Origin of the sequence: Klebsiella sp. 141161, assembly GCF_050600815.1 — a bacterium.
GTDB lineage: Bacteria > Pseudomonadota > Gammaproteobacteria > Enterobacterales > Enterobacteriaceae > Klebsiella > Klebsiella aerogenes.
On sequence record NZ_JAQIRN010000004.1, the window covers coordinates 447,218 to 466,166 of the forward strand.

An 18,949-nucleotide genomic window follows, 5' to 3' on the forward strand; every position below is an offset into this window, starting at 1 on the left:
GGACGGCGTGTCGATCGACGCTAAAAGCCTCCATTTCGCCACATGGTATATCCAGGCTGCTCCTTGAATCGCAATCGCGGATAAGGAGATCTAAGCATGACTTTCAGAAATTGGCGTATAGGAATTCACATTCAACAGGATAGCGTCGCCATTGTGGCGCTGTTGTACGAACGCGGGCGCTGGGCGTTGCGTCGCTGGTGGCGAATTCCGCTGCCGCCCGGCCTGGTGGTGCAGGGCAGCATCATTGACCTTAATGAGGCGGTGAAGCGGTTACGTGATTGGTGCCGCGAGCTGCCGCTACAACATCAGGTGTGCATTGCGCTTCCTGCCAGCCGTACGCTGCAAAAGCAGCTGCCTGCGCCACAGGTGTCGCTACGTGAAAGCGAAAGAGCGACATGGATAACGGGCACGATGGCGCGTCAGCTGGAAATGCCTGCCTCTTCGCTGTGTATCGATTACGCCGCCCGCGCGGCTAACGACGGCTGGCAGGCGACGGCGGCTCAGCGTTTGGATATCGACAGCCTGCGTCAACTGGCGCGGCGGCTGAAGCTGCGCCTGACGGCGATCGTGCCGGATGCGGCTGCTCTCACTTCTTTTTTCCCCTGGCTTACTGGCGCTGCTCAGGGCCTGGTCTGGCAGGGGGACGCGCAGTGGTTATGGGCGACCCAGGAGCGCTGGGGCTATTGTCCATGCGCTGAAGCCCCCTCTTTCTCGCACTTAACCTCGCGCCTCAATGATGAACAGTTCCAGCTCTGTAGCAGCCTGCCGTTGGCGGAAAATAGCTTTGATTGCTGGAGCGTGCTCCACCGCCTGCAGCCGCCGCTACCCGCATGCGGCGATCGCTTTGCTATCGCGCTTGGTTTGGCGCTGGGGGGTAAATAACTATGGCGCAGCAGATTAATCTTCTGCCGTGGCGCGAGACGCGACGGCGGCAAAGCTTGCGTATGGGCGGGCTGCTGGTGGCGGCGATGGCGCTAAGCATTATCGCCCTGACGATAGCGACGCGCACGTTACGTCAGATAGACGTGGCGCAGCAGGTAATGCGCACCCAGGCCGACCATCTGCTTTATTCCGCGTTGTTACAACGCGAGCGGGAGATGCGCGAGGAAATACAGCGCGGTGAGCGGCAGGCACGGCGAGCGCAGCGGCGGGCGGCGACGCGTGCCTGGCAGCCGCGACTGTTATCGCTGGCCGCACTATTACCGGAGCGGCTGTGGCTGACCGGGCTGGACTACCAGCCGCAGGGCATCACTCTTTACGGTCTGGCGTTGAACCTCAAGGCGGTGGCGGCGCTGGAACAGGCGCTTGGCAAGCTGGAGGGCTTTCAACCGGTTACACCAGGGGCGACGCGGCGTGATGCACAGGGGCGCTGGGCATTCAGCTTTTTCCTTGCTGGAGAAACTACCGATGCGGTTAGCGATTGAACGCCTGCTGGCGCTGAGCGGATGGCCGTTAGCGTTACTCTGCGGCGCAGTGTTGGCTGCGGCAATGTATCTGGCGTTTTCGCTTGCTGCTGTCAGCGCTTCGCAGCCTGCGCCGCCGCCCCTACAGACGCAATGGCGGCGAGTATTGCCGCTGCGCGCCACGCTGCAGCAACGCGTGGTTCATGATTGGACGGCCCGACGTTTTTCACCGCTGGAACCACCCGTGGCCGGTATCTTGTTACAGGCCTGGCAACCGCGAGGGCACGGCGGCGAGATGCTTGCTGTGGTTGACTGGCAGGCGTTGCCGCCGCTGTTTGCCTGGCTTGCCGACTGCGGGGTACACCCTGGCGCTTTTTCATTGAATATCGAAAAAGGGGCGTTGCAGTTGTCGCTACAGCTGGAGAAGGACGATGAACCATAAAGGATACTTGCTGCTGTTGTTTTGCCCGCTGCTGGCAGGGGCGCGGGATCCTTTTTTACCGGTCGAGGATCGCTGCCAGACCACGCAGCTGACACAGTGGCGATACGGCGGCGGAACTGGCCGTCTGGCGCTGTGGCTGGGCCTTATTCAGGAGCGCACCGGTCAGTGGCGGCGTGTACGAAGCAACGATGTTTTGCCTGGCGGTTGGCGAATTCGACAGCTAACGGCAGAAACATTAACTCTGGAGGCCAGCGCTGGGTGCGAACCCGCACGCTGGGTCTGGTCACGAAAGGGAAGCCAACATGATGCGAAGGATAAGTCTGCTGCTACTTCTGCTGCTGCCGCTGCTGGCCGCGGCGGCGAAAAAAGAACCGCCGGTGTCGTTGGTGGTTGATGATGTACCGGTGGTTCAGGTACTGCAAAGCCTGGCGGAAATGCAAAATCTTAATGTAATCGTGGCGCCGGAGGTCAGCGGTACGCTGTCGCTTCACTTAAACAGCGTTCCCTGGCGACAGGCGCTCCAGTCGGTTCTCGATAGCGCCGGGCTGACAATGGCCCGGCAGGGCACGGTGTTGTACATCCATACACAGGCGTGGCAGCAGGCAAAACGAGCGCAGCTGGAAGCCGAGCAGGCTAAACGCTGGCAGAATCTGCCATTACGCAACCACAGTATCCCGCTGCGCTATGCCGACGCAGACGAACTGGCGAAATCCGGGGGCAAGCTGTTGAGCGCCCGTGGCACGATGACCGTCGATCGGCGAACTAATCGTCTGTTAATCCGCGACGACGATCGTCATCTGCCGGCGCTGAAGGCGTGGGCTGAAGAGATGGATCTGCCGGTCGGGCAGGTGGAGCTGGCGGCGCACATTGTGTCAATGAGCGCGACCAGCCTGCGCGAGCTTGGCGTGAAGTGGAGCCTGGCGGAGGCCAGCAGCACGCCGGGGATGGGGAAAATGACCAACCTGAGCAGCAATCTGGCGGTGTCAGACGCAACCACCCGCGGCGGCTTTAATATCGGCCGGATTAACGGGCGGTTATTGGAGCTGGAGCTTTCCGCGCTGGAGCAAAAGCAGCAGGTGGACATCATCGCCAGTCCGCGCCTGCTGGCGTCGCATATGCAACCCGCTAGTATCAAACAGGGCAGCGAAATCCCCTATCAGGTCTCCAGCGGAGAAAGCGGCGCCACCTCGGTTGAGTTTAAAGAGGCGGTCCTGGGGATGGAAGTGACGCCGACGGTGCTACAGCAGGATCGCGTGCGCCTGAAGCTGCGCATTAGCGAAAATACGCCAGGCCAGGTTCTGCAGCAGGAAAACGGCGAAGCGCTGGCAATTGATAAGCAAGAGATTGAAACCTTAGTCGAGGTGAAAAGCGGCGAGACCCTGGCGCTGGGCGGTATTTTTTCACAGAAGAATAAGTCGGCGCGCGACAGTGTGCCGTTGCTTGGCGAAATCCCCATACTCGGGCAGCTGTTTCGCCATGATGGTAAAGATAATGAACGACGTGAACTGGTTGTCTTCATCACGCCGCGGATTCTGGCAGTACATTAAGCGGGTTTTTCATGCTAAACACGTTTCAGGTGTTTGACGCGGGGACGGATTTAGCATACAAGGGGTACCGATTTGAGAGTCGGGTACGACATCAATCCTCCCTTTATGTCCGGTGATTTTATTCTGTTGCCAAACCAGCCGGAGTATTGAGATAATTTTTAGTCTGACTCTCGCTCTATTGCATATGAGGTTTCAGTTCATGTCCTGCTGCGCTGGGTGTCTGCGAAGCGGGTTTATCATTAACGAATAGTCTTAGTAGTACCGAAAAAATGGCAGAGAAACGCAATATCTTTCTGGTTGGGCCTATGGGTGCCGGCAAAAGCACTATTGGGCGCCAGTTAGCCCAACAGCTCAACATGGAATTTTACGATTCTGATCAAGAGATTGAGAAACGCACTGGCGCAGACGTCGGCTGGGTCTTCGATGTCGAAGGCGAAGAAGGCTTCCGCGATCGTGAAGAAAAAATCATCAATGAGTTGACGGAAAAACAGGGAATCGTACTCGCCACTGGCGGCGGCTCAGTAAAATCCCGTGAAACGCGTAACCGTCTCTCCGCCCGCGGCGTGGTGGTCTACCTGGAAACAACGATCGAAAAACAACTTGCTCGTACGCAGCGCGATAAAAAGCGTCCTTTATTACAAGTAGATGCGCCGCCACGTGAAGTTCTTGAAGCGTTGGCAGATGAACGTAATCCACTGTATGAAGAGATCGCCGATGTGACTATCCGCACCGACGATCAAAGTGCGAAAGTCGTTGCAAACCAGATTATTCATATGCTGGAAAGCAACTGATTCTGGCTTAATAAAGTGCGTCAGAGTAAAGCAACTGAGGTGGACGTCGCGTTATGGAGAAGCTGACTGTAACTCTCGGGGAACGTAGTTACCCGATTACCATCGCGGCTGGTTTGTTTAACGATCCAGCTTCTTTTCTGCCACTGAAATCAGGCGACCAGGTCATGCTGGTCACCAATGAAACGCTGGCGCCGCTTTATCTTGATACCGTTCGCTCCGTACTGGAGCAAGCGGGTGTCAACGTCGACAGCGTGATCCTGCCGGATGGCGAGCAATATAAAAGCCTGGCGGTGATGGATACGGTATTTACCGCGCTGTTGCAAAAACCACATGGCCGCGACACCACACTCGTGGCGCTCGGCGGCGGCGTGGTTGGCGATTTAACCGGTTTTGCCGCTGCGAGCTATCAGCGCGGCGTACGTTTTATTCAAGTTCCCACCACTCTGCTTTCGCAGGTGGACTCTTCGGTTGGCGGCAAAACGGCCGTAAACCATCCCCTCGGTAAAAATATGATTGGCGCCTTCTGGCAGCCGGTTTCCGTGGTCGTCGACCTTAATTGTCTCAAAACCTTGCCGAAGCGCGAGCTCTCCTCCGGCCTGGCTGAGGTCATTAAGTACGGCATTATTCTTGACGGCGAGTTCTTCTGCTGGCTTGAAGACAACATCGATGCGCTGATGGCGCTGGATGAATCGGCGATGGCGTACTGTATTCGCCGTTGTTGTGAGCTAAAAGCCGAAGTTGTCGCTGCCGACGAGCGCGAAACCGGGTTACGTGCTTTACTGAATCTGGGACATACATTTGGCCATGCTATCGAAGCTGAAATGGGCTACGGTAACTGGCTACATGGCGAAGCTGTGGCGGCCGGAATGGTCATGGCGGCGCATACGTCCGAGCGTTTAGGGCAGTTTAGCGCGCAGGATACGCAGCGTATGATTGCGCTGTTGCAACGTGCAGGGTTGCCGGTACGCGGGCCGCAGGAAATGTCTGCAGAAGCGTATTTGCCTCACATGATGCGTGATAAAAAGGTATTGGCAGGCGAAATGCGCCTGGTATTGCCGCTCGCTATAGGAAAGAGCGAGGTCCGCGGCGGAGTGTCGCACGATGTAGTTCTTGGCGCGATTGCTGATACTCAGCAGGCGCAACAATAAGAAGGTCTAGCCGCGTCCGCGCGGCGTTATCATTTCGGGCAACATGCAATAATCGTGAGCATAAGCCTTTTAGTGGGGTGTTAAATGGATGATTTCAAACCAGAAGACGATATGAAAGCCGATCGCAACGATCGTCGTGCTGGTCGTTCCCGTCAGTCTTCCGAGCGTGACGCCGATCCGCAGATCAATTTCGACGATCTCGATCTTGAGGCCGATGAAGGCCGTCCGACGCGCGCGAACAAAGCCCGTCGTGAACGCGATGAAGAAGAGTACGAAGAGGACCTCGAGTCCGAAGAAGAAGTAGAAGAAGAGCAGCAGGTTGAACGCCGCCCGCGTAAACGCAAAAAGGCCCCTGCTAAGCCGGCTTCCCGCCAGTATGTCATGATGGGCGTCGGGGTGCTGGTACTCCTGCTGCTGATTGTCGGCGTGGGTTCGGCGCTGAAATCGCCATCTTCTTCCAATGAATCCGCTTCTGGTGAGAAGAGCGTTAATCTGTCAGGCGATCAAAGCATGACCGCTGACCAGAACAACAATGCTGCGCAGCCGGTCGATCAAACTGCGGGCAACACCAACCAGCAACAGCCGCAGGACGTTTCTCTGCCGCCGATCGCCTCTAATCCGACTCAGGGTCAACCCGCCTCCGAGCCGCAGGGCCAGCAGCGTGTGGAAGTTCAGGGCGACCTGAACAATGCGCTGACTCAACAGCAGGGTCAACTGGATAGCGCCGTTGCTAACTCCACCTTACCGACCGAACCTGCGACCGTTGCGCCGATGCGTAATGGCGCCGCGCCGCGTCAAACGACCGAACGCCAGACGGCCGCCACGCCGCGTCCTGCCGAGCGTAAACAGGTGGTGATTGAACCGAAACCGCAAAGCAAGCCGCAGGCTACCGCCAAAGCGCCGGTTGAAACTAAGCCTAAGCACGTAGAAAGCGCGCCGGCGGCTACCGCCAGCAAGCCTGTCGCCACTGCGCAGACTAAACCTGCTGCGACAACCGCGCCAACGGCGACTGCGCCGGCCGCCACTACCTCCGCCCCGGCAGCCACCGCGCCTGCGGCGACCGCAGCGGCTGGCAGCAAAACGGCTGGCGATGTTGGTTCGATGAAGTCTGCGCCGTCTGGCAACTATACGTTGCAGCTCAGCAGCTCCTCTAACTACAACAACCTGAATAACTGGGCGAAGAAAGAGAAGCTGGAAAAATATGTTGTCTATGAGACGACTCGCAACGGCCAACCGTGGTATGTGCTGGTTAGCGGCATCTACGCTTCGAAAGATGAAGCGAAACGTGCTGTCGCCACGCTCCCTGCGGATGTTCAGGCGAAAAATCCATGGGCAAAACCGCTGCACCAGGTACAAGCTGACCTGAAGTAATGCCGCGAGTAGTCTTAAGCGCAGGATGCTGTCGGAGCGATTTCTCCACAGCCGGAGAAAGTGTAATTAGTTAGGCAGCATGAAAAAGAATCGCGCTTTTCTGAAGTGGGCAGGGGGGAAATACCCCCTGCTTGACGATATTAAAAAGCATTTGCCGGAAGGTGAATGCTTAATTGAGCCCTTCGTGGGCGCCGGGTCGGTATTCCTGAATACCGACTTTTCTCGTTATATTCTCGCGGATATCAATAGCGACCTGATCGGTCTGTATAACATCGTCAAATTGCGCACCGACGAATACGTCAGCGCGGCACGTGAGATGTTTACGCCGGAAAACAACGCCGCGGAGCGCTACTACCAGTACCGTGATGAATTCAACCAGAGTCAGGATCCCCTGCGTCGCGCGGTGCTGTTCCTGTATCTGAATCGTCATGGCTACAACGGCCTGTGCCGCTACAACCTGCGCGGCGAGTTCAACGTGCCGTTTGGCCGCTACAAAAAGCCCTATTTCCCCGAGGCTGAGCTCTATCACTTCGCCGCCAAGGCGCAGAACGCCGAGTTTTACTGCGAATCTTATGAAGAGTGTATGAAGCGCGCCGATAGCCGGGCGGTAGTCTATTGCGATCCGCCGTACGCGCCGCTGACGGCGACGGCGAATTTTACCGCCTACCACACCAACAGTTTCAACCTTGATCAGCAGGTACTGCTGGCGAAAAAGGCGGAATCGTTGATGAAAAAGCGAATCCCGGTGCTTATCTCAAACCACCGCACGCCGCTGACGCAGGAGTGGTATAAAAACGCGGCGGAAACGCATATTGTGAAGGTTCGGCGCAGCATCAGCAGCAATGGTGGTACGCGTAAAAAGGTGGACGAGCTCTTAGCGCTGTACCGTCCACCGAAGACCAAATAAATTTCAAGGAGATGCGGATGAAGCAGTATTTGATTGCCCCTTCGATTCTGTCGGCTGATTTTGCCCGTTTGGGCGAGGATACCGCTAAGGCACTGGCGGCGGGTGCGGATGTCGTACACTTCGACGTCATGGACAACCACTATGTGCCGAATCTGACGATTGGCCCGATGGTACTGAAGTCGCTGCGCAACTACGGCATTACCGCGCCGATCGATGTGCACCTGATGGTAAAGCCGGTCGACCGCATCATTCCTGATTTTGCCGAAGCCGGCGCCAGCATTATCACTTTCCACCCGGAAGCCTCTGAACACGTCGACCGCAGCCTGCAGCTTATCAAAGAGCATGGCTGTAAAGCGGGGCTGGTATTCAACCCGGCGACACCGCTAAGTTACCTCGATTATGTTATGGATAAGCTGGATGTGATCCTGCTGATGTCGGTTAACCCAGGCTTTGGCGGCCAGTCCTTTATTCCGCACACCCTTGAAAAACTGCGTCAGGTGCGTCAGCTTATCGATCAATCCGGCTACGACATTCGCCTTGAAGTCGATGGCGGCGTGAAAGCCAGCAACATTGGTGAAATTGCCGCCGCCGGTGCGGATATGTTTGTCGCCGGTTCGGCGATCTTCGGCCAGCCGGACTACAAAAAAGTTATTGATCAAATGCGTAGTGAATTAGCGAAGGTTAGTCATGGATAAATTACAGGCCATCCGCGGCGTGGCATTTGACCTGGACGGCACGCTGGTCGATAGCGCGCCGGGTCTAACCGCCGCCGTTGATAGCGCGCTTTACGCGCTGGAACTGCCGGTGGCAGGTGAAGAACGCGTCGTGACCTGGATTGGCAACGGCGCAGACGTCCTGATGGAGCGGGCGCTGAACTGGGCTCGCCAGGAGCGCGCCACGTTACGTGCTGCGATGGGCAAACCTTCCGTCGACGATCATGATATACCGCAAGACGAACAGCTACGCGTTTTGCGTAAACTGTTCGACCGTTATTACGCCGAAGCGGCGGAAGAAGGTAGTTTCTTGTTCCCGTCGGTGGCCGATACGCTCGGCGCGCTGTATGCCAAAGGCCTGCCGCTGGCGCTGGTCACTAACAAACCAACGCCGTTCGTGGCGCCCTTGCTCGAGGCGCTGGATATCGCGAAATACTTTAGCGTGGTGATCGGCGGCGACGATGTGAAGAATAAAAAGCCGCATCCGGATCCGCTGCTGCTGGTGGCGGAAAAGCTCTCTCTGACGCCTGCCGAACTCTTGTTCGTCGGGGATTCGCGCAATGATATTCAGGCGGCGAAAGCGGCGGGTTGCTGCTCTATCGGTCTGACTTACGGCTACAACTACGGCGAGCCGATAGCGCTGAGCGAGCCGGATTTTATCTTTGACCAATTTAATGAACTCTTGCCCGCTCTTGGGCTACCGTACAGTGAAACTCAGGAATTAAAAAATGACTAAGCCCATCGTTTTTAGTGGCGCACAGCCCTCAGGTGAATTGACCATTGGCAACTATATGGGTGCGCTGCGTCAATGGGTAAACATGCAGGATGACTATCACTGTATTTACTGCATCGTTGACCAGCACGCGATCACCGTGCGTCAGGATCCGCAGAACCTGCGTAAAGCAACGCTGGATACGCTGGCGCTGTATCTGGCCTGCGGTATCGATCCGCAAAAGAGCACCATTTTCGTCCAGTCTCACGTGCCGGAACACGCACAGCTGGGCTGGGCGCTCAACTGCTACACCTATTTCGGCGAACTGAGCCGCATGACCCAGTTTAAGGACAAGTCCGCGCGCTACGCCGAGAACATCAACGCCGGTCTTTTTGACTACCCGGTACTGATGGCCGCTGACATCCTGCTGTACCAGACCAACCAGGTACCGGTAGGCGAAGATCAGAAACAGCATCTTGAGCTGAGCCGCGACGTTGCGCAGCGCTTTAACGCTATCTATGGCGATATCTTTAAAGTGCCTGAGCCGTTTATTCCTAAGTCCGGCGCGCGCGTCATGTCGTTGCTGGAACCGACCAAAAAGATGTCCAAGTCCGATGACAACCGCAACAACGTCATTGGTCTGCTGGAAGACCCGAAATCGGTGGTTAAGAAGATCAAACGCGCGGTGACCGACTCCGACGAGCCGCCGGTTGTCCGTTACGATGTGCAAAACAAAGCGGGCGTTTCCAACCTGCTGGATATCCTCTCTGCCGTCACCGGCCAGAGCATTCCGGAACTGGAACAGCACTTTGAAGGTAAAATGTACGGCCACCTGAAAGGCGAAGTCGCCGAAGCCGTTTCCGGTATGCTGACCGAGCTGCAGGAGCGCTATCACCGTTTCCGCAACGACGAAGCGTTTCTTAATCAGGTGATGAAAGAGGGCGCCGAGAAGGCCAGCGCGCACGCTTCTAAGACCCTGAAAGCGGTATATGAAGCGATTGGCTTTGTCGCTAAGCCGTAATAAGGCTCGCTGAAGGTAAAAAAACCGGGATTATCCCGGTTTTTTTGTGTCTGTCAGAGCGCATTAGCTTAATGGTTAGAAAACCAGTTCAGCTTGTCGCGTAGCGCCACCACGCGGCCCACGATAATCAACGCCGGGCTGGCCATCTGCTGCGCCAGAATATCCAGCCGATCCAGGGTGCCGGTGACGACCTTCTGGTTGACCGCGGTGCCGTTCTCGACGATGGCGGTCGGCATATCCGCCGCCATGCCGTGGGCGATCAGCTTTTCGCGGATCGCCGGCGCCTGGTTTAGCCCCATATAGAACACCAGCGTCTGTTTTTCCGCCGCCAGATTTTGCCAGTCGAGATCGCTACCGGTTTTCAGATGGCCGGTGATTAGACGTACGCCCTGGGCGAAATCGCGGTGGGTGAGTGGAATGCCGGAGTAGGCCGAGCAGCCGGAGGCGGCGGTGATCCCCGGCACCACCGAGAACGGAATACCTGCCGCGCAGAGGGTCTCCAGCTCTTCGCCGCCGCGGCCAAAAATAAACGGATCGCCGCCTTTCAGGCGCACGACACGTTTGCCGCTTTGCGCTTCGCGCAGCAGGATTTGGTTAATCTCCTCCTGCGGCACGCAGTGATAGCCTGCACGTTTGCCGACAAACACCCGATCGGCATCACGGCGCACCAGGTTCATAATATCGTCGGAGACCAGTCGGTCATAAACCACCACATCGGCCTGCTGGATCTGCTGCAGTCCCTTGAGAGTGAGCAGCCCGGCATCGCCCGGACCGGCGCCAACCAGCACCACTTCGCCGTGATGTTCCAGCGGCTCATTCAATAATCGTTCCGTGGTATTGGCAACGGCCTGACGATCATCGTTCGCCAGCGATTGGGCGAGGCCATCGTTAACAAACAGTTTTTCCCAGAAGCGGCGGCGCTCGCCGACGGTAGCGAACTGTTTTTTCACCCTTGAGCGCAGCTGCCCGGCATAGCGGGCGATTTGTCCGAGATGCAGCGGCAAGAGCGATTCGAGCTTTTCACGCAGCAGGCGCGCCAGCACCGGCGAGGTACCGCCGGAAGACACGGCGACCATCAGCGGCGAGCGGTCGATAATTGACGGCATGATAAAGCTGGCCTGACGGGGCGCATCCACCACGTTGCAGAAAATACGCCGTGATTCAGCGGCCTCGCTGACCTGCTGATTAACGACATCATCGTCGGTGGCGGCGATCGCCAGCCAGCAGTTATCGAGCAGCGCAGGATTAAAATCGCCCTGCGCCAGCGTCAGCATTTGCGCCTCGGCCCACACCTGAAACTGCGGAGTAAACCGGCGTGAGTTGACCGTTAACCGGGCACCTGCGTCGAGCAACAGACGCGCCTTGCGTTCAGCGACATCGCCGCCGCCGACCAGCAAGCAGTCGCGATCGCGTAGTTGGCAAAAAATAGGTAAGTGGTCCACGGCAGATCCTCACGGCAAGGGGGGAATGGGAATGCGGTCGTAGAATAGCAGCAGAGGGATTCACGGAGATATGAATTTTGCCGCCTCTACTTATTAGTGGTCATAAGCTGATGATATGGTTCCCCCCGCGGCGCGGAGGGAACCATGCGGCATCAGGCTTTCAGCTGCACTTTGCCATCTTTAACACGGGCTTCGTAGTGGGCGATGGAGTGGCTCTCATCTTCCATGCACAGCCCGTCGCTGAGACGGAAGCGCTGCTTTTTCAGCGGGCTGGCAACCCACAGCGCGCCGTCATGCTCTGCGATAATCCCGCGGGACAGCACGCTGGCATTGAAGAACGGATCGATATTGCTGATGGCGAACACTCTGTCGTCATGGTACGGACGGAAGATAGCCACCTGCTGTTGCCCCAGCAGCGCGCAGACGCCGGTCGTCGGCAGGATGTCGTCAATTTTGCAGATGTTTACCCACTGGCTCATACGTTTTCCTCCACCAGCGTGACCGGGATGCGCTCATAGGGCGTGGCCGGGCGATGCTGGTCACGTTCCGGCACCACCTGAACGTTCGGGTCGCGCTGGTCGCTGTTGATAAAGTGTTTGAAGCGCGTCTGCGCCGCCGGGTTATTGACGGTCTCGGTCCATTCGCAGGCGAAAGCGTCGCGCAGGCGAGCCAGCTCTTCTTCAAGGTGATCGTTCAGGCCCAGCTTATCGTCGATGATGACGCTGCGCAGATAGTCGATGCCGCCTTCCATGTTGTCCAGCCACGGCGCGGTACGGGTCAGCTTATCGGCGGTGCGGATGTAGAACATCATAAAGCGGTCGAGATATTTGATGAGCGTATCGCGATCGAGGTCCGCGGCCAGCAGATCGGCGTGGCGTGGTTTCATCCCGCCGTTACCGCACACGTACAGGTTCCAGCCTTTCTCGGTGGCGATGATCCCAACGTCTTTACCCTGCGCTTCCGCGCATTCACGGGTACAACCGGAGACGCCGAACTTCATTTTGTGCGGGGTACGGATACCTTTATAGCGGTTTTCCAGTTCCACGCCGAAGCCGACGCTATCGCCGACGCCGTAGCGGCACCAGGTACTGCCGACGCAGGTTTTCGCCATACGTAACGCTTTGGCGTACGCATGGCCGGTTTCGAAGCCGGCTTCAATCAGCTGGCGCCAGATTTCCGGCAGGTCGTCTTTTTGCGCGCCGAACAGGCCGATACGCTGGGAGCCGGTGATTTTGGTATACAGATTAAATTCGCGCGCGATGCGACCGACGGCAACCAGGCCTTCTGGCGTAATTTCGCCGCCTGCGGAGCGCGGGATAACCGAGTAGGTGCCATCTTTCTGGATGTTGGCGAGGAAGTTATCGTTGGTGTCCTGCAGCGGCGTGTGCTGTGGTTTGAGGATGTACTCATTCCAGCAGGAGGCCAGCAGGGAACCGACGGTCGGCTTACAGACTTCACAGCCGTAGCCCTGACCGTGTTTTTCCAGCAGCTCGTCGAAGGTTTTGATGCCTTCCACGCGGATCAGGTGGAACAGCTCCTGGCGAGAGTAGGCGAAGTGCTCGCACAGATTGTTGTTCACTTCGATACCCTGTTTCGCCAGCTCGGCGTTGAGCACCTGCGTCACCAGCGGAATACAGCCGCCGCAGCCGGTTCCGGCTTTGGTTTCCGCTTTCAGCGCCGCCACGGTGTGGCAGCCTTTATTGATAGCGGCGATCAGGTCGCCTTTGCTGACGTCGAAGCAGGAACAAATCTGCGCGCTGTCCGGCAGTTTATCCACGCCGATAGACGGCTTGCCGCTGCCGGCGTGGGCCGGGAGGATCAGCGAATCCGGGTTTTCCGGCAGCTCAATGGAATTCAGCACCAGCTGCAGCAGGTTGCCGTAATCGCTGGTGTCGCCGACCAGTACCGCGCCGAGCAGGGTTTTGTTATCTTCGCTGACGATAAGACGTTTGTAGACTTCTTTGCTTTCGTCGAGATAGACGTAGCTACGCGCGCCCGGCGTGCGCCCGTGGGCGTCGCCGATACCGCCAACGTCAACGCCGAGCAGCTTCAGCTTGGCGCTGAGGTCGGCGCCGGTGAACAGATTGTCGTTGCCGAGGATATGGTCAACGGTAACCTGCGCCATTTTGTAGCCCGGGGCGACAAGACCATACACGCGGTTATTCCAGCTGGCGCATTCGCCGATAGCGTAGATATCCGGGTCGGAGGTCTGGCAGCTATCGTTGACCATGATGCCGCCGCGCTGGGCGACGGCGAGACCGCACTGGGTAGCCAGCTTGTCGCGCGGACGGATACCGGTAGAGAAGACGATGAAATCGACCTGCAGTTCGCTACCGTCGGCGAAGCGCATCGTTTTGCGCGCGTCGGTACCCTGCTGAACGATCTCTTTGGTGTTTTTGCTGGTGTGAACTTTCACTCCCATGCTTTCGATCTTACGCTTCAACTGCTCGCCGCCCATCTGGTCGAGCTGCTCGGCCATCAGCATCGGAGCAAACTCGATCACGTGGGTTTCCACGCCGAGATTTTTCAGCGCGCCAGCCGCTTCCAGACCGAGCAGGCCGCCGCCGACCACCGCGCCGCGTTTGCTGCGACGGGCGCAGGATTCAATGGCGTTAAGATCTTCAATAGTACGATAGACGAAGCAATCCTGGGTTTCCGCGCCTTTAATCGGCGGGATCCACGGGTATGAGCCAGTCGCCATAATCAGCTTGTCGTAGAAAACGGTACGGCCAGCGCTGGAGTGGATAACCTTTTCCTGACGGTTGATGGTAATCGCGCGTTCGCCGACCAGTACTTTGACGCCGTGTTTCTCATAGAAACCTTCGCGTACCAGCGACAGCTCTTCCGCAGTGTGATGGGAGAAGTAAGACGACAGGTGGACACGGTCATAGGCGATACGCGGCTCTTCACAGAACACGGTAATGTCGAATTGTCCGGCAGGCGCCTTATCAAGAAGCTCTTCGATAAAGCGATGGCCGACCATGCCGTTACCGATAATAGCGATTCTGACTTTGCTCATTTTTGCCTCGATTTCTTTTCTATTACCGCCTACCTTAACGATTCAGCTACTACACTCATTGATACAAATCAATTTAGAACTTACCTACCACTTAATGGGTATATTTATGATTTATAATGATTTTTCTAAGTGATGGAAAAATCAGGCTTTTCCGTTCTGTTCTTTTTATGTACAAAGGCAGCAGAAGAAATAAGCAATATTCAGGGGGCAAACTATGTCGACAACGCCGCTGTGGTTAATTCAGAACGTCCATCTGCCAAAGAGGGAAGGGCTGTGGCAGATTGCGATTGATAAAGGGCGATTCGGCGACATTACGCCGATGGGAGAGGCGCGCAGCGAGAGCTACGAAGTGCTTAACGCCCGCGGCGGATTGGCCATTCCGCCGTTTATCGAACCGCACATTCATCTTGATACCACGCAGACGGCGGGAGAACCGAACTGGAACCAGTCTGGGACGCTGTTCGAAGGGATTGAGCGTTGGGCCGAGCGTAAAGCGCTGCTAAGCCATGAGGATGTGAAAGCCCGCGCGTGGAAAACCCTGCGCTGGCAAATCGCTAACGGCATCCAGTTTGTCCGCACCCATGTCGATGTTTCCGACCCAACGTTGACCGCGCTGAAAGCGATGCTGGAAGTCAAACAAGAGGTAGTGCCGTGGGTCGATTTGCAGATAGTCGCCTTCCCCCAGGAAGGGATTTTATCCTACCCCAATGGTGAGAGTTTGCTGGAGGAGGCGTTACGGCTGGGCGCCGATGTGGTTGGGGCGATCCCGCATTTCGAATTTACTCGTGAATACGGGGTGGAATCGCTGCATATCGCCTTTCGTCTGGCGCAGAAATACCAGCGTCCGCTGGATATCCACTGCGATGAAATTGACGATGAACAGTCGCGCTTTGTCGAAACGGTCGCCGCGCTGGCGTTAAAAGAGGGAATTGGCCCCCGGGTGACCGCGAGCCACACCACCGCGATGCACTCCTACAATGGCGCTTATACCTCGCGTCTGTTCCGCCTGTTAAAACTCTCGGGCATTAACTTCGTCGCCAACCCGCTGGTCAATATTCATCTGCAGGGGCGCTTTGATGACTACCCGAAGCGGCGCGGCGTGACGCGGGTCAAGGAGCTGATGGCGGCCGGCATTAATGTCTGTTTTGGCCACGATGATGTGTTCGACCCGTGGTATCCGTTGGGAACCGGCAACATGTTACAGGTGCTGCATATGGGGCTGCACGTTTGCCAACTGATGGGCTATCAGCAGATTAACGACAGTCTACAGCTGATTACCCACAACAGCGCCAGAACCTTTGGTCTCAATGATTACGGCATTGCTACCGGCAACCCGGCCAATCTGGTGATCCTGCCTGCTGAAAACGGTTTTGAAGCCGTACGCTGCCAGGTGCCGGTGCGTTGGTCAATTCGTCAGGGAAGGGTCATTGCAACTACGCAGTTGGCGCAGACGTGGATACAGACCGATAAAGGCGGCGAGGAGTTGTTTTTTACCAAAAATAGCCCCTTTGCCGAAGCAAAGGGGCCTAAGGCTTAGTGCGCCGATGCGTTCTGACGGTGGCGGGAAACGAAGCCAAGGAGCAGACACATCACGAATACCACGGCATAGAGTCCGTTCGCGGTGTGCAGCGCGGCCAGCGGGCCGCTAGCTGCGACGATCGGCCCGGTCACCACGAAAGTCAGCATGGTGCCGATGGTGCCGCAGGTCAGAATAAAGTTCACCAGCTTCGGCGAAGCGACTTTAGTCTGCTGCGAGCCCAGGGTGATGATCGAGGTATAGATGGCGCTGGAGAAGAAGCCAAGGGTCAGGATGAACCACGGCATATGCTCCGGCGAACCATTGATGAACAGATACATCAGGATTGTCGCCAGGCCCGCCAGAACGGTCAGGATGCGCTGCAGGTCGAAGAAGCGCAGGATGAAGCTGAACGACCACATACCGATCATATAGGACATCCAGAAATCGCTGACCAGCTTACCGGCGTCGCCGAGGCTCATGCCGAGGCCTTTGGCATATTCCGGTACCCAGGAGATAAAGCCCAACTGGCCGAGGATGTAGCATAGCGCGGCGATGGAAAGGAACAGCACGCCGATGCCCCATTTCTCTTTCACCACCGGCTGGCTGTTTTCCGCCAGCGCTTTGTTGCCAAGCACCGGGAACTCACAGCCGAAAGTCAGCACGAAAATAGCAACGTAGACCAGGCCGATACAGGCGTAAACCCAGTACCACTCGATGCTGCGCGCCAGCAGAACGGCGGCGACCATCGGGAAGATCATCCCCGCCATGCTGAAGAAGGAGTCCGTGAACAGCAGACGCGCGCCGCGCTGACGGCCTTCATACATGTGGGTAATCAGGAAAGTACCGATCGACATGGTGATCCCGCTGACCAGACCAAGCACGAACATCGATGCGGAGAACAGCGTCAGGCTGTGGCCGAACATCAACCCGGCGATAGCTAACAGCATCAGGATAAAGCCGAAGCGCAGCTGGGTTTTCAGCGGCACGATCTCCATCAGCCAGGCATTGAGGAAGATAGAAATCAGAATACCGGCATTGAGGAAGGTAAAGGTGTTACTCATACTGGACACCGGCAGATGGAAATAATCCGCGATGTTCCCCATCACCATCCCGGTGACGATCACCAACGCGCCGGTCAGGGCGTAGGAGAAAAAGCTGATCCATGTGAGCTTGATACGATTGCTGTTAGTCATGACAGGCCTGTGAATAGATAGGTAAAGCGCGTTGACGCTGCGCCGGGCGCACAGATTTTATTCATTCAAGTGATGAAGGCAAACGTTTATATTGAAATGTAGAGCTTATTGCATGGTTTTGTGTGACTTTGATCACATTAATAAGATTGCTCACACCTGAGTCAGTTCGTAACAAGTGTTTCAGCTAAGTAAAATTAGGTAAAAGGCTAGCCCGCTATGCAAAGGCTCTTTAGAATCAAGGCACTTGCTTTTTACTCTGCTCCGTTAAGGAATTTCCATGCTCAAATCCACTCTGGCGGCGATGGCTGCCGTATTCGCCATTTCAGCATTCTCCCCCGCCATGGCGGCCAAGGGCGACCCGCACGTACTGCTGACCACTTCTGCTGGCAACATCGAGTTGGAGCTGAATAGCCAGAAGGCGCCGATTTCTGTCGATAACTTCCTGAAGTACGTGAACAGCGGTTTCTATAACAACACGACCTTCCACCGGGTGATCCCGGGCTTTATGGTGCAGGGCGGCGGTTTTAATGAGCAGATGCAGCAAAAGCAGCCGAACCCGCCGATTAAAAACGAAGCCGACAATGGCCTGCGTAATACCCGCGGAACGATCGCCATGGCGCGTACCGCCGATCAGGACAGCGCGACCAGCCAGTTCTTCATCAACGTGGCCGATAACGCCTTCCTCGACCACGGCCAGCGCGATTTTGGCTACGCGGTATTTGGTAAAGTGGTGAAGGGAATGGACGTCGCCGACAAAATTTCTCAGGTTCCGACCCACAACGTCGGCCCGTACCAAAATGTTCCGTCCAAACCGGTCGTCATTCTCTCGGCGAAAGTACTGCCGTAACCCTCTTCTGGCGCGGGCGGTCCGCCTGCGCCCAGCTTGCCTCTCTGCGTAACCTGAAATTGCTGCTTATACTTGTGGCACACAGGGGACGATAAGGGAGGCGACCATGCGTTTACTCACCGATAAGCAAAAATCCCGGCTCTGGGAACAGACCCGCAATGCCAATTTTCAGGCCAGCCGACGCCTTGAAGGCGCGACGGTACCGCTGGTTAGCCTGACGGCTGAGGAAGCGCTGGCGCGTATTGTCGAGCTGAGGAGGCGTCATGAGCGATAAATATGGCGACGACCGCGACCCCTATCTCTATCCGGCGTTGGATGTGCTGCGCAACCGGCTGGGTATTCATCAGGCGCAACGGCTGGAACAAACGGTCTGGGAATTCACTTCGCTGCGCGCGGCGACGATCCCGTTGGGCCCGCGCGGCCGCGGCTTACCGCATCTCTGCGCCATTCACCGGCAACTTTATCAGGATCTCTTTGACTGGGCGGGTAAGCTGCGGGAGATCGATATCTACCAGGGCGATACGCCGTTTTGCCACTTCGCGTGGATAGAGAAAGAGGGTAACGCGCTGATGCGCAAGCTGGAAGAAGAGGACTATCTGTGTGAACAACCCTGGGAGACCTTCGTCGAGCGCCTGAGCTGGTACTACGGCGAAATCAATGTCCTGCACCCGTTCCGCCTTGGTAACGGTCTGACGCAAAGGATCTTCTTCGAACAGTTGGCCATTCACGCCGGCTACCTGCTCGACTGGCGGGGCATCGATCCGGATGCGTGGAGCCAGGCTAACCAGCTGGGCGCGATGGGCGACCCGGAGCCGCTGGAGCGGATCTTTCGTAAAGTGGTGAGCGAAGCGCGGGAATCTGAGTAGAATAGCCC

Annotated in this window: 20 protein-coding genes; 16 read left to right on the forward strand and 4 right to left on the reverse strand. The window is 56.8% G+C overall.

Annotation, left to right across the window (positions count from 1 at the left end):
* Positions 1–96 precede the first annotated feature (96 nt).
* The 12 genes from pilM (at position 97) to trpS (ending at position 10,055) form a co-directional block, all read left to right on the forward strand.
* Entirely contained in the window at positions 97–882 is a 786-nt protein-coding gene (pilM, locus tag PGR79_RS13930) for a pilus assembly protein PilM (RefSeq protein ID WP_430921888.1), read from the forward strand.
* A 2-nt stretch (positions 883–884) separates the two neighbouring features.
* The gene (locus PGR79_RS13935; RefSeq protein WP_430921890.1) at positions 885–1,424 is read left to right on the forward strand and encodes a PilN domain-containing protein; all 540 of its coding nucleotides are present in this window, start codon (positions 885–887) and stop codon (positions 1,422–1,424) included.
* A complete protein-coding gene (locus PGR79_RS13940) occupies positions 1,408–1,845 on the forward strand; it encodes a hypothetical protein (RefSeq protein WP_430921892.1) in 438 nt (145 codons plus the stop codon). Before PGR79_RS13935 ends, PGR79_RS13940 begins: the two co-directional genes overlap by 17 nt.
* Positions 1,835–2,239 (forward strand): HofP DNA utilization family protein, encoded by a 405-nt coding sequence (locus PGR79_RS13945; protein ID WP_430921894.1) that lies wholly within the window; start codon positions 1,835–1,837, stop codon positions 2,237–2,239. Before PGR79_RS13940 ends, PGR79_RS13945 begins: the two co-directional genes overlap by 11 nt.
* Positions 2,148–3,392, forward strand: a complete 1,245-nt coding sequence (gene hofQ, locus PGR79_RS13950; RefSeq protein WP_430921896.1) for a DNA uptake porin HofQ — start codon at positions 2,148–2,150, stop codon at positions 3,390–3,392. The genes PGR79_RS13945 and hofQ overlap by 92 nt, the downstream gene beginning before the upstream one ends.
* A gap of 269 nt (positions 3,393–3,661) precedes the next feature.
* Complete coding sequence (aroK, locus tag PGR79_RS13955; protein ID WP_002920267.1) at positions 3,662–4,183, forward strand: shikimate kinase AroK; 522 nt, start codon at positions 3,662–3,664, stop codon at positions 4,181–4,183.
* Positions 4,184–4,236: 53 nt separating this feature from the next.
* Positions 4,237–5,331 carry a 3-dehydroquinate synthase gene (gene aroB, locus PGR79_RS13960; RefSeq protein ID WP_015369386.1) on the forward strand — a complete coding sequence of 365 codons (1,095 nt, stop codon included), beginning with the start codon at positions 4,237–4,239 and terminating at the stop codon, positions 5,329–5,331.
* A gap of 84 nt (positions 5,332–5,415) precedes the next feature.
* Positions 5,416–6,702 (forward strand): cell division protein DamX, encoded by a 1,287-nt coding sequence (damX, locus tag PGR79_RS13965; protein ID WP_045413186.1) that lies wholly within the window; start codon positions 5,416–5,418, stop codon positions 6,700–6,702.
* Between the two features lie 79 nt (positions 6,703–6,781).
* On the forward strand, positions 6,782–7,609 hold the full coding sequence (gene dam / locus PGR79_RS13970; RefSeq protein WP_015369388.1) for an adenine-specific DNA-methyltransferase: 828 nt from the start codon (positions 6,782–6,784) through the stop codon (positions 7,607–7,609).
* 17 nt (positions 7,610–7,626) lie between these two features.
* On the forward strand, positions 7,627–8,304 hold the full coding sequence (gene rpe / locus PGR79_RS13975) for a ribulose-phosphate 3-epimerase (RefSeq protein WP_015369389.1): 678 nt from the start codon (positions 7,627–7,629) through the stop codon (positions 8,302–8,304).
* Positions 8,297–9,058: a phosphoglycolate phosphatase gene (gene gph / locus PGR79_RS13980; RefSeq protein WP_213794126.1), complete on the forward strand. Its 762-nt coding sequence runs from the start codon at positions 8,297–8,299 to the stop codon at positions 9,056–9,058. The genes rpe and gph overlap by 8 nt, the downstream gene beginning before the upstream one ends.
* Entirely contained in the window at positions 9,051–10,055 is a 1,005-nt protein-coding gene (gene trpS, locus PGR79_RS13985; RefSeq protein ID WP_015369391.1) for a tryptophan--tRNA ligase, read from the forward strand. The genes gph and trpS overlap by 8 nt, the downstream gene beginning before the upstream one ends.
* Before the next feature lie 68 nt (positions 10,056–10,123).
* Here the strand turns inward: trpS and cysG are convergent, their stop codons facing one another.
* The 3 genes from cysG to nirB all read right to left on the reverse strand — a co-directional run bounded on the left by cysG (position 10,124) and on the right by nirB (position 14,516).
* The gene (gene cysG, locus PGR79_RS13990; protein ID WP_430921899.1) at positions 10,124–11,497 is read right to left on the reverse strand and encodes a siroheme synthase CysG; all 1,374 of its coding nucleotides are present in this window, start codon (positions 11,495–11,497) and stop codon (positions 10,124–10,126) included.
* A gap of 152 nt (positions 11,498–11,649) precedes the next feature.
* On the reverse strand, positions 11,650–11,976 hold the full coding sequence (nirD, locus tag PGR79_RS13995) for a nitrite reductase small subunit NirD (protein WP_430921901.1): 327 nt from the start codon (positions 11,974–11,976) through the stop codon (positions 11,650–11,652).
* On the reverse strand, positions 11,973–14,516 hold the full coding sequence (gene nirB, locus PGR79_RS14000) for a nitrite reductase large subunit NirB (protein WP_430921903.1): 2,544 nt from the start codon (positions 14,514–14,516) through the stop codon (positions 11,973–11,975). The genes nirD and nirB overlap by 4 nt, the downstream gene beginning before the upstream one ends.
* A 214-nt stretch (positions 14,517–14,730) precedes the next feature.
* On the opposite strand from nirB, the gene PGR79_RS14005 reads away from it, so the two are divergent.
* The gene (locus PGR79_RS14005) at positions 14,731–16,053 is read left to right on the forward strand and encodes a cytosine deaminase (protein WP_430921905.1); all 1,323 of its coding nucleotides are present in this window, start codon (positions 14,731–14,733) and stop codon (positions 16,051–16,053) included.
* On the opposite strand, the gene tsgA is transcribed toward PGR79_RS14005, so the two are convergent.
* Positions 16,050–17,228 (reverse strand): MFS transporter TsgA, encoded by a 1,179-nt coding sequence (tsgA, locus tag PGR79_RS14010; RefSeq protein WP_213317293.1) that lies wholly within the window; start codon positions 17,226–17,228, stop codon positions 16,050–16,052. The genes PGR79_RS14005 and tsgA overlap by 4 nt on opposite strands.
* 277 nt (positions 17,229–17,505) lie before the next feature.
* Between tsgA and ppiA the strand changes: the two genes are divergently transcribed.
* The 3 genes from ppiA (at position 17,506) to PGR79_RS14025 (ending at position 18,941) form a co-directional block, all read left to right on the forward strand.
* On the forward strand, positions 17,506–18,075 hold the full coding sequence (ppiA, locus tag PGR79_RS14015; RefSeq protein ID WP_015369397.1) for a peptidylprolyl isomerase A: 570 nt from the start codon (positions 17,506–17,508) through the stop codon (positions 18,073–18,075).
* A gap of 106 nt (positions 18,076–18,181) precedes the next feature.
* Positions 18,182–18,349: a YhfG family protein gene (locus PGR79_RS14020; protein ID WP_087859080.1), complete on the forward strand. Its 168-nt coding sequence runs from the start codon at positions 18,182–18,184 to the stop codon at positions 18,347–18,349.
* Positions 18,339–18,941, forward strand: coding sequence for a putative adenosine monophosphate-protein transferase Fic (locus PGR79_RS14025; protein ID WP_213794123.1), 603 nt, complete (start codon positions 18,339–18,341; stop codon positions 18,939–18,941). The genes PGR79_RS14020 and PGR79_RS14025 overlap by 11 nt, the downstream gene beginning before the upstream one ends.
* Positions 18,942–18,949 lie beyond the last annotated feature (8 nt).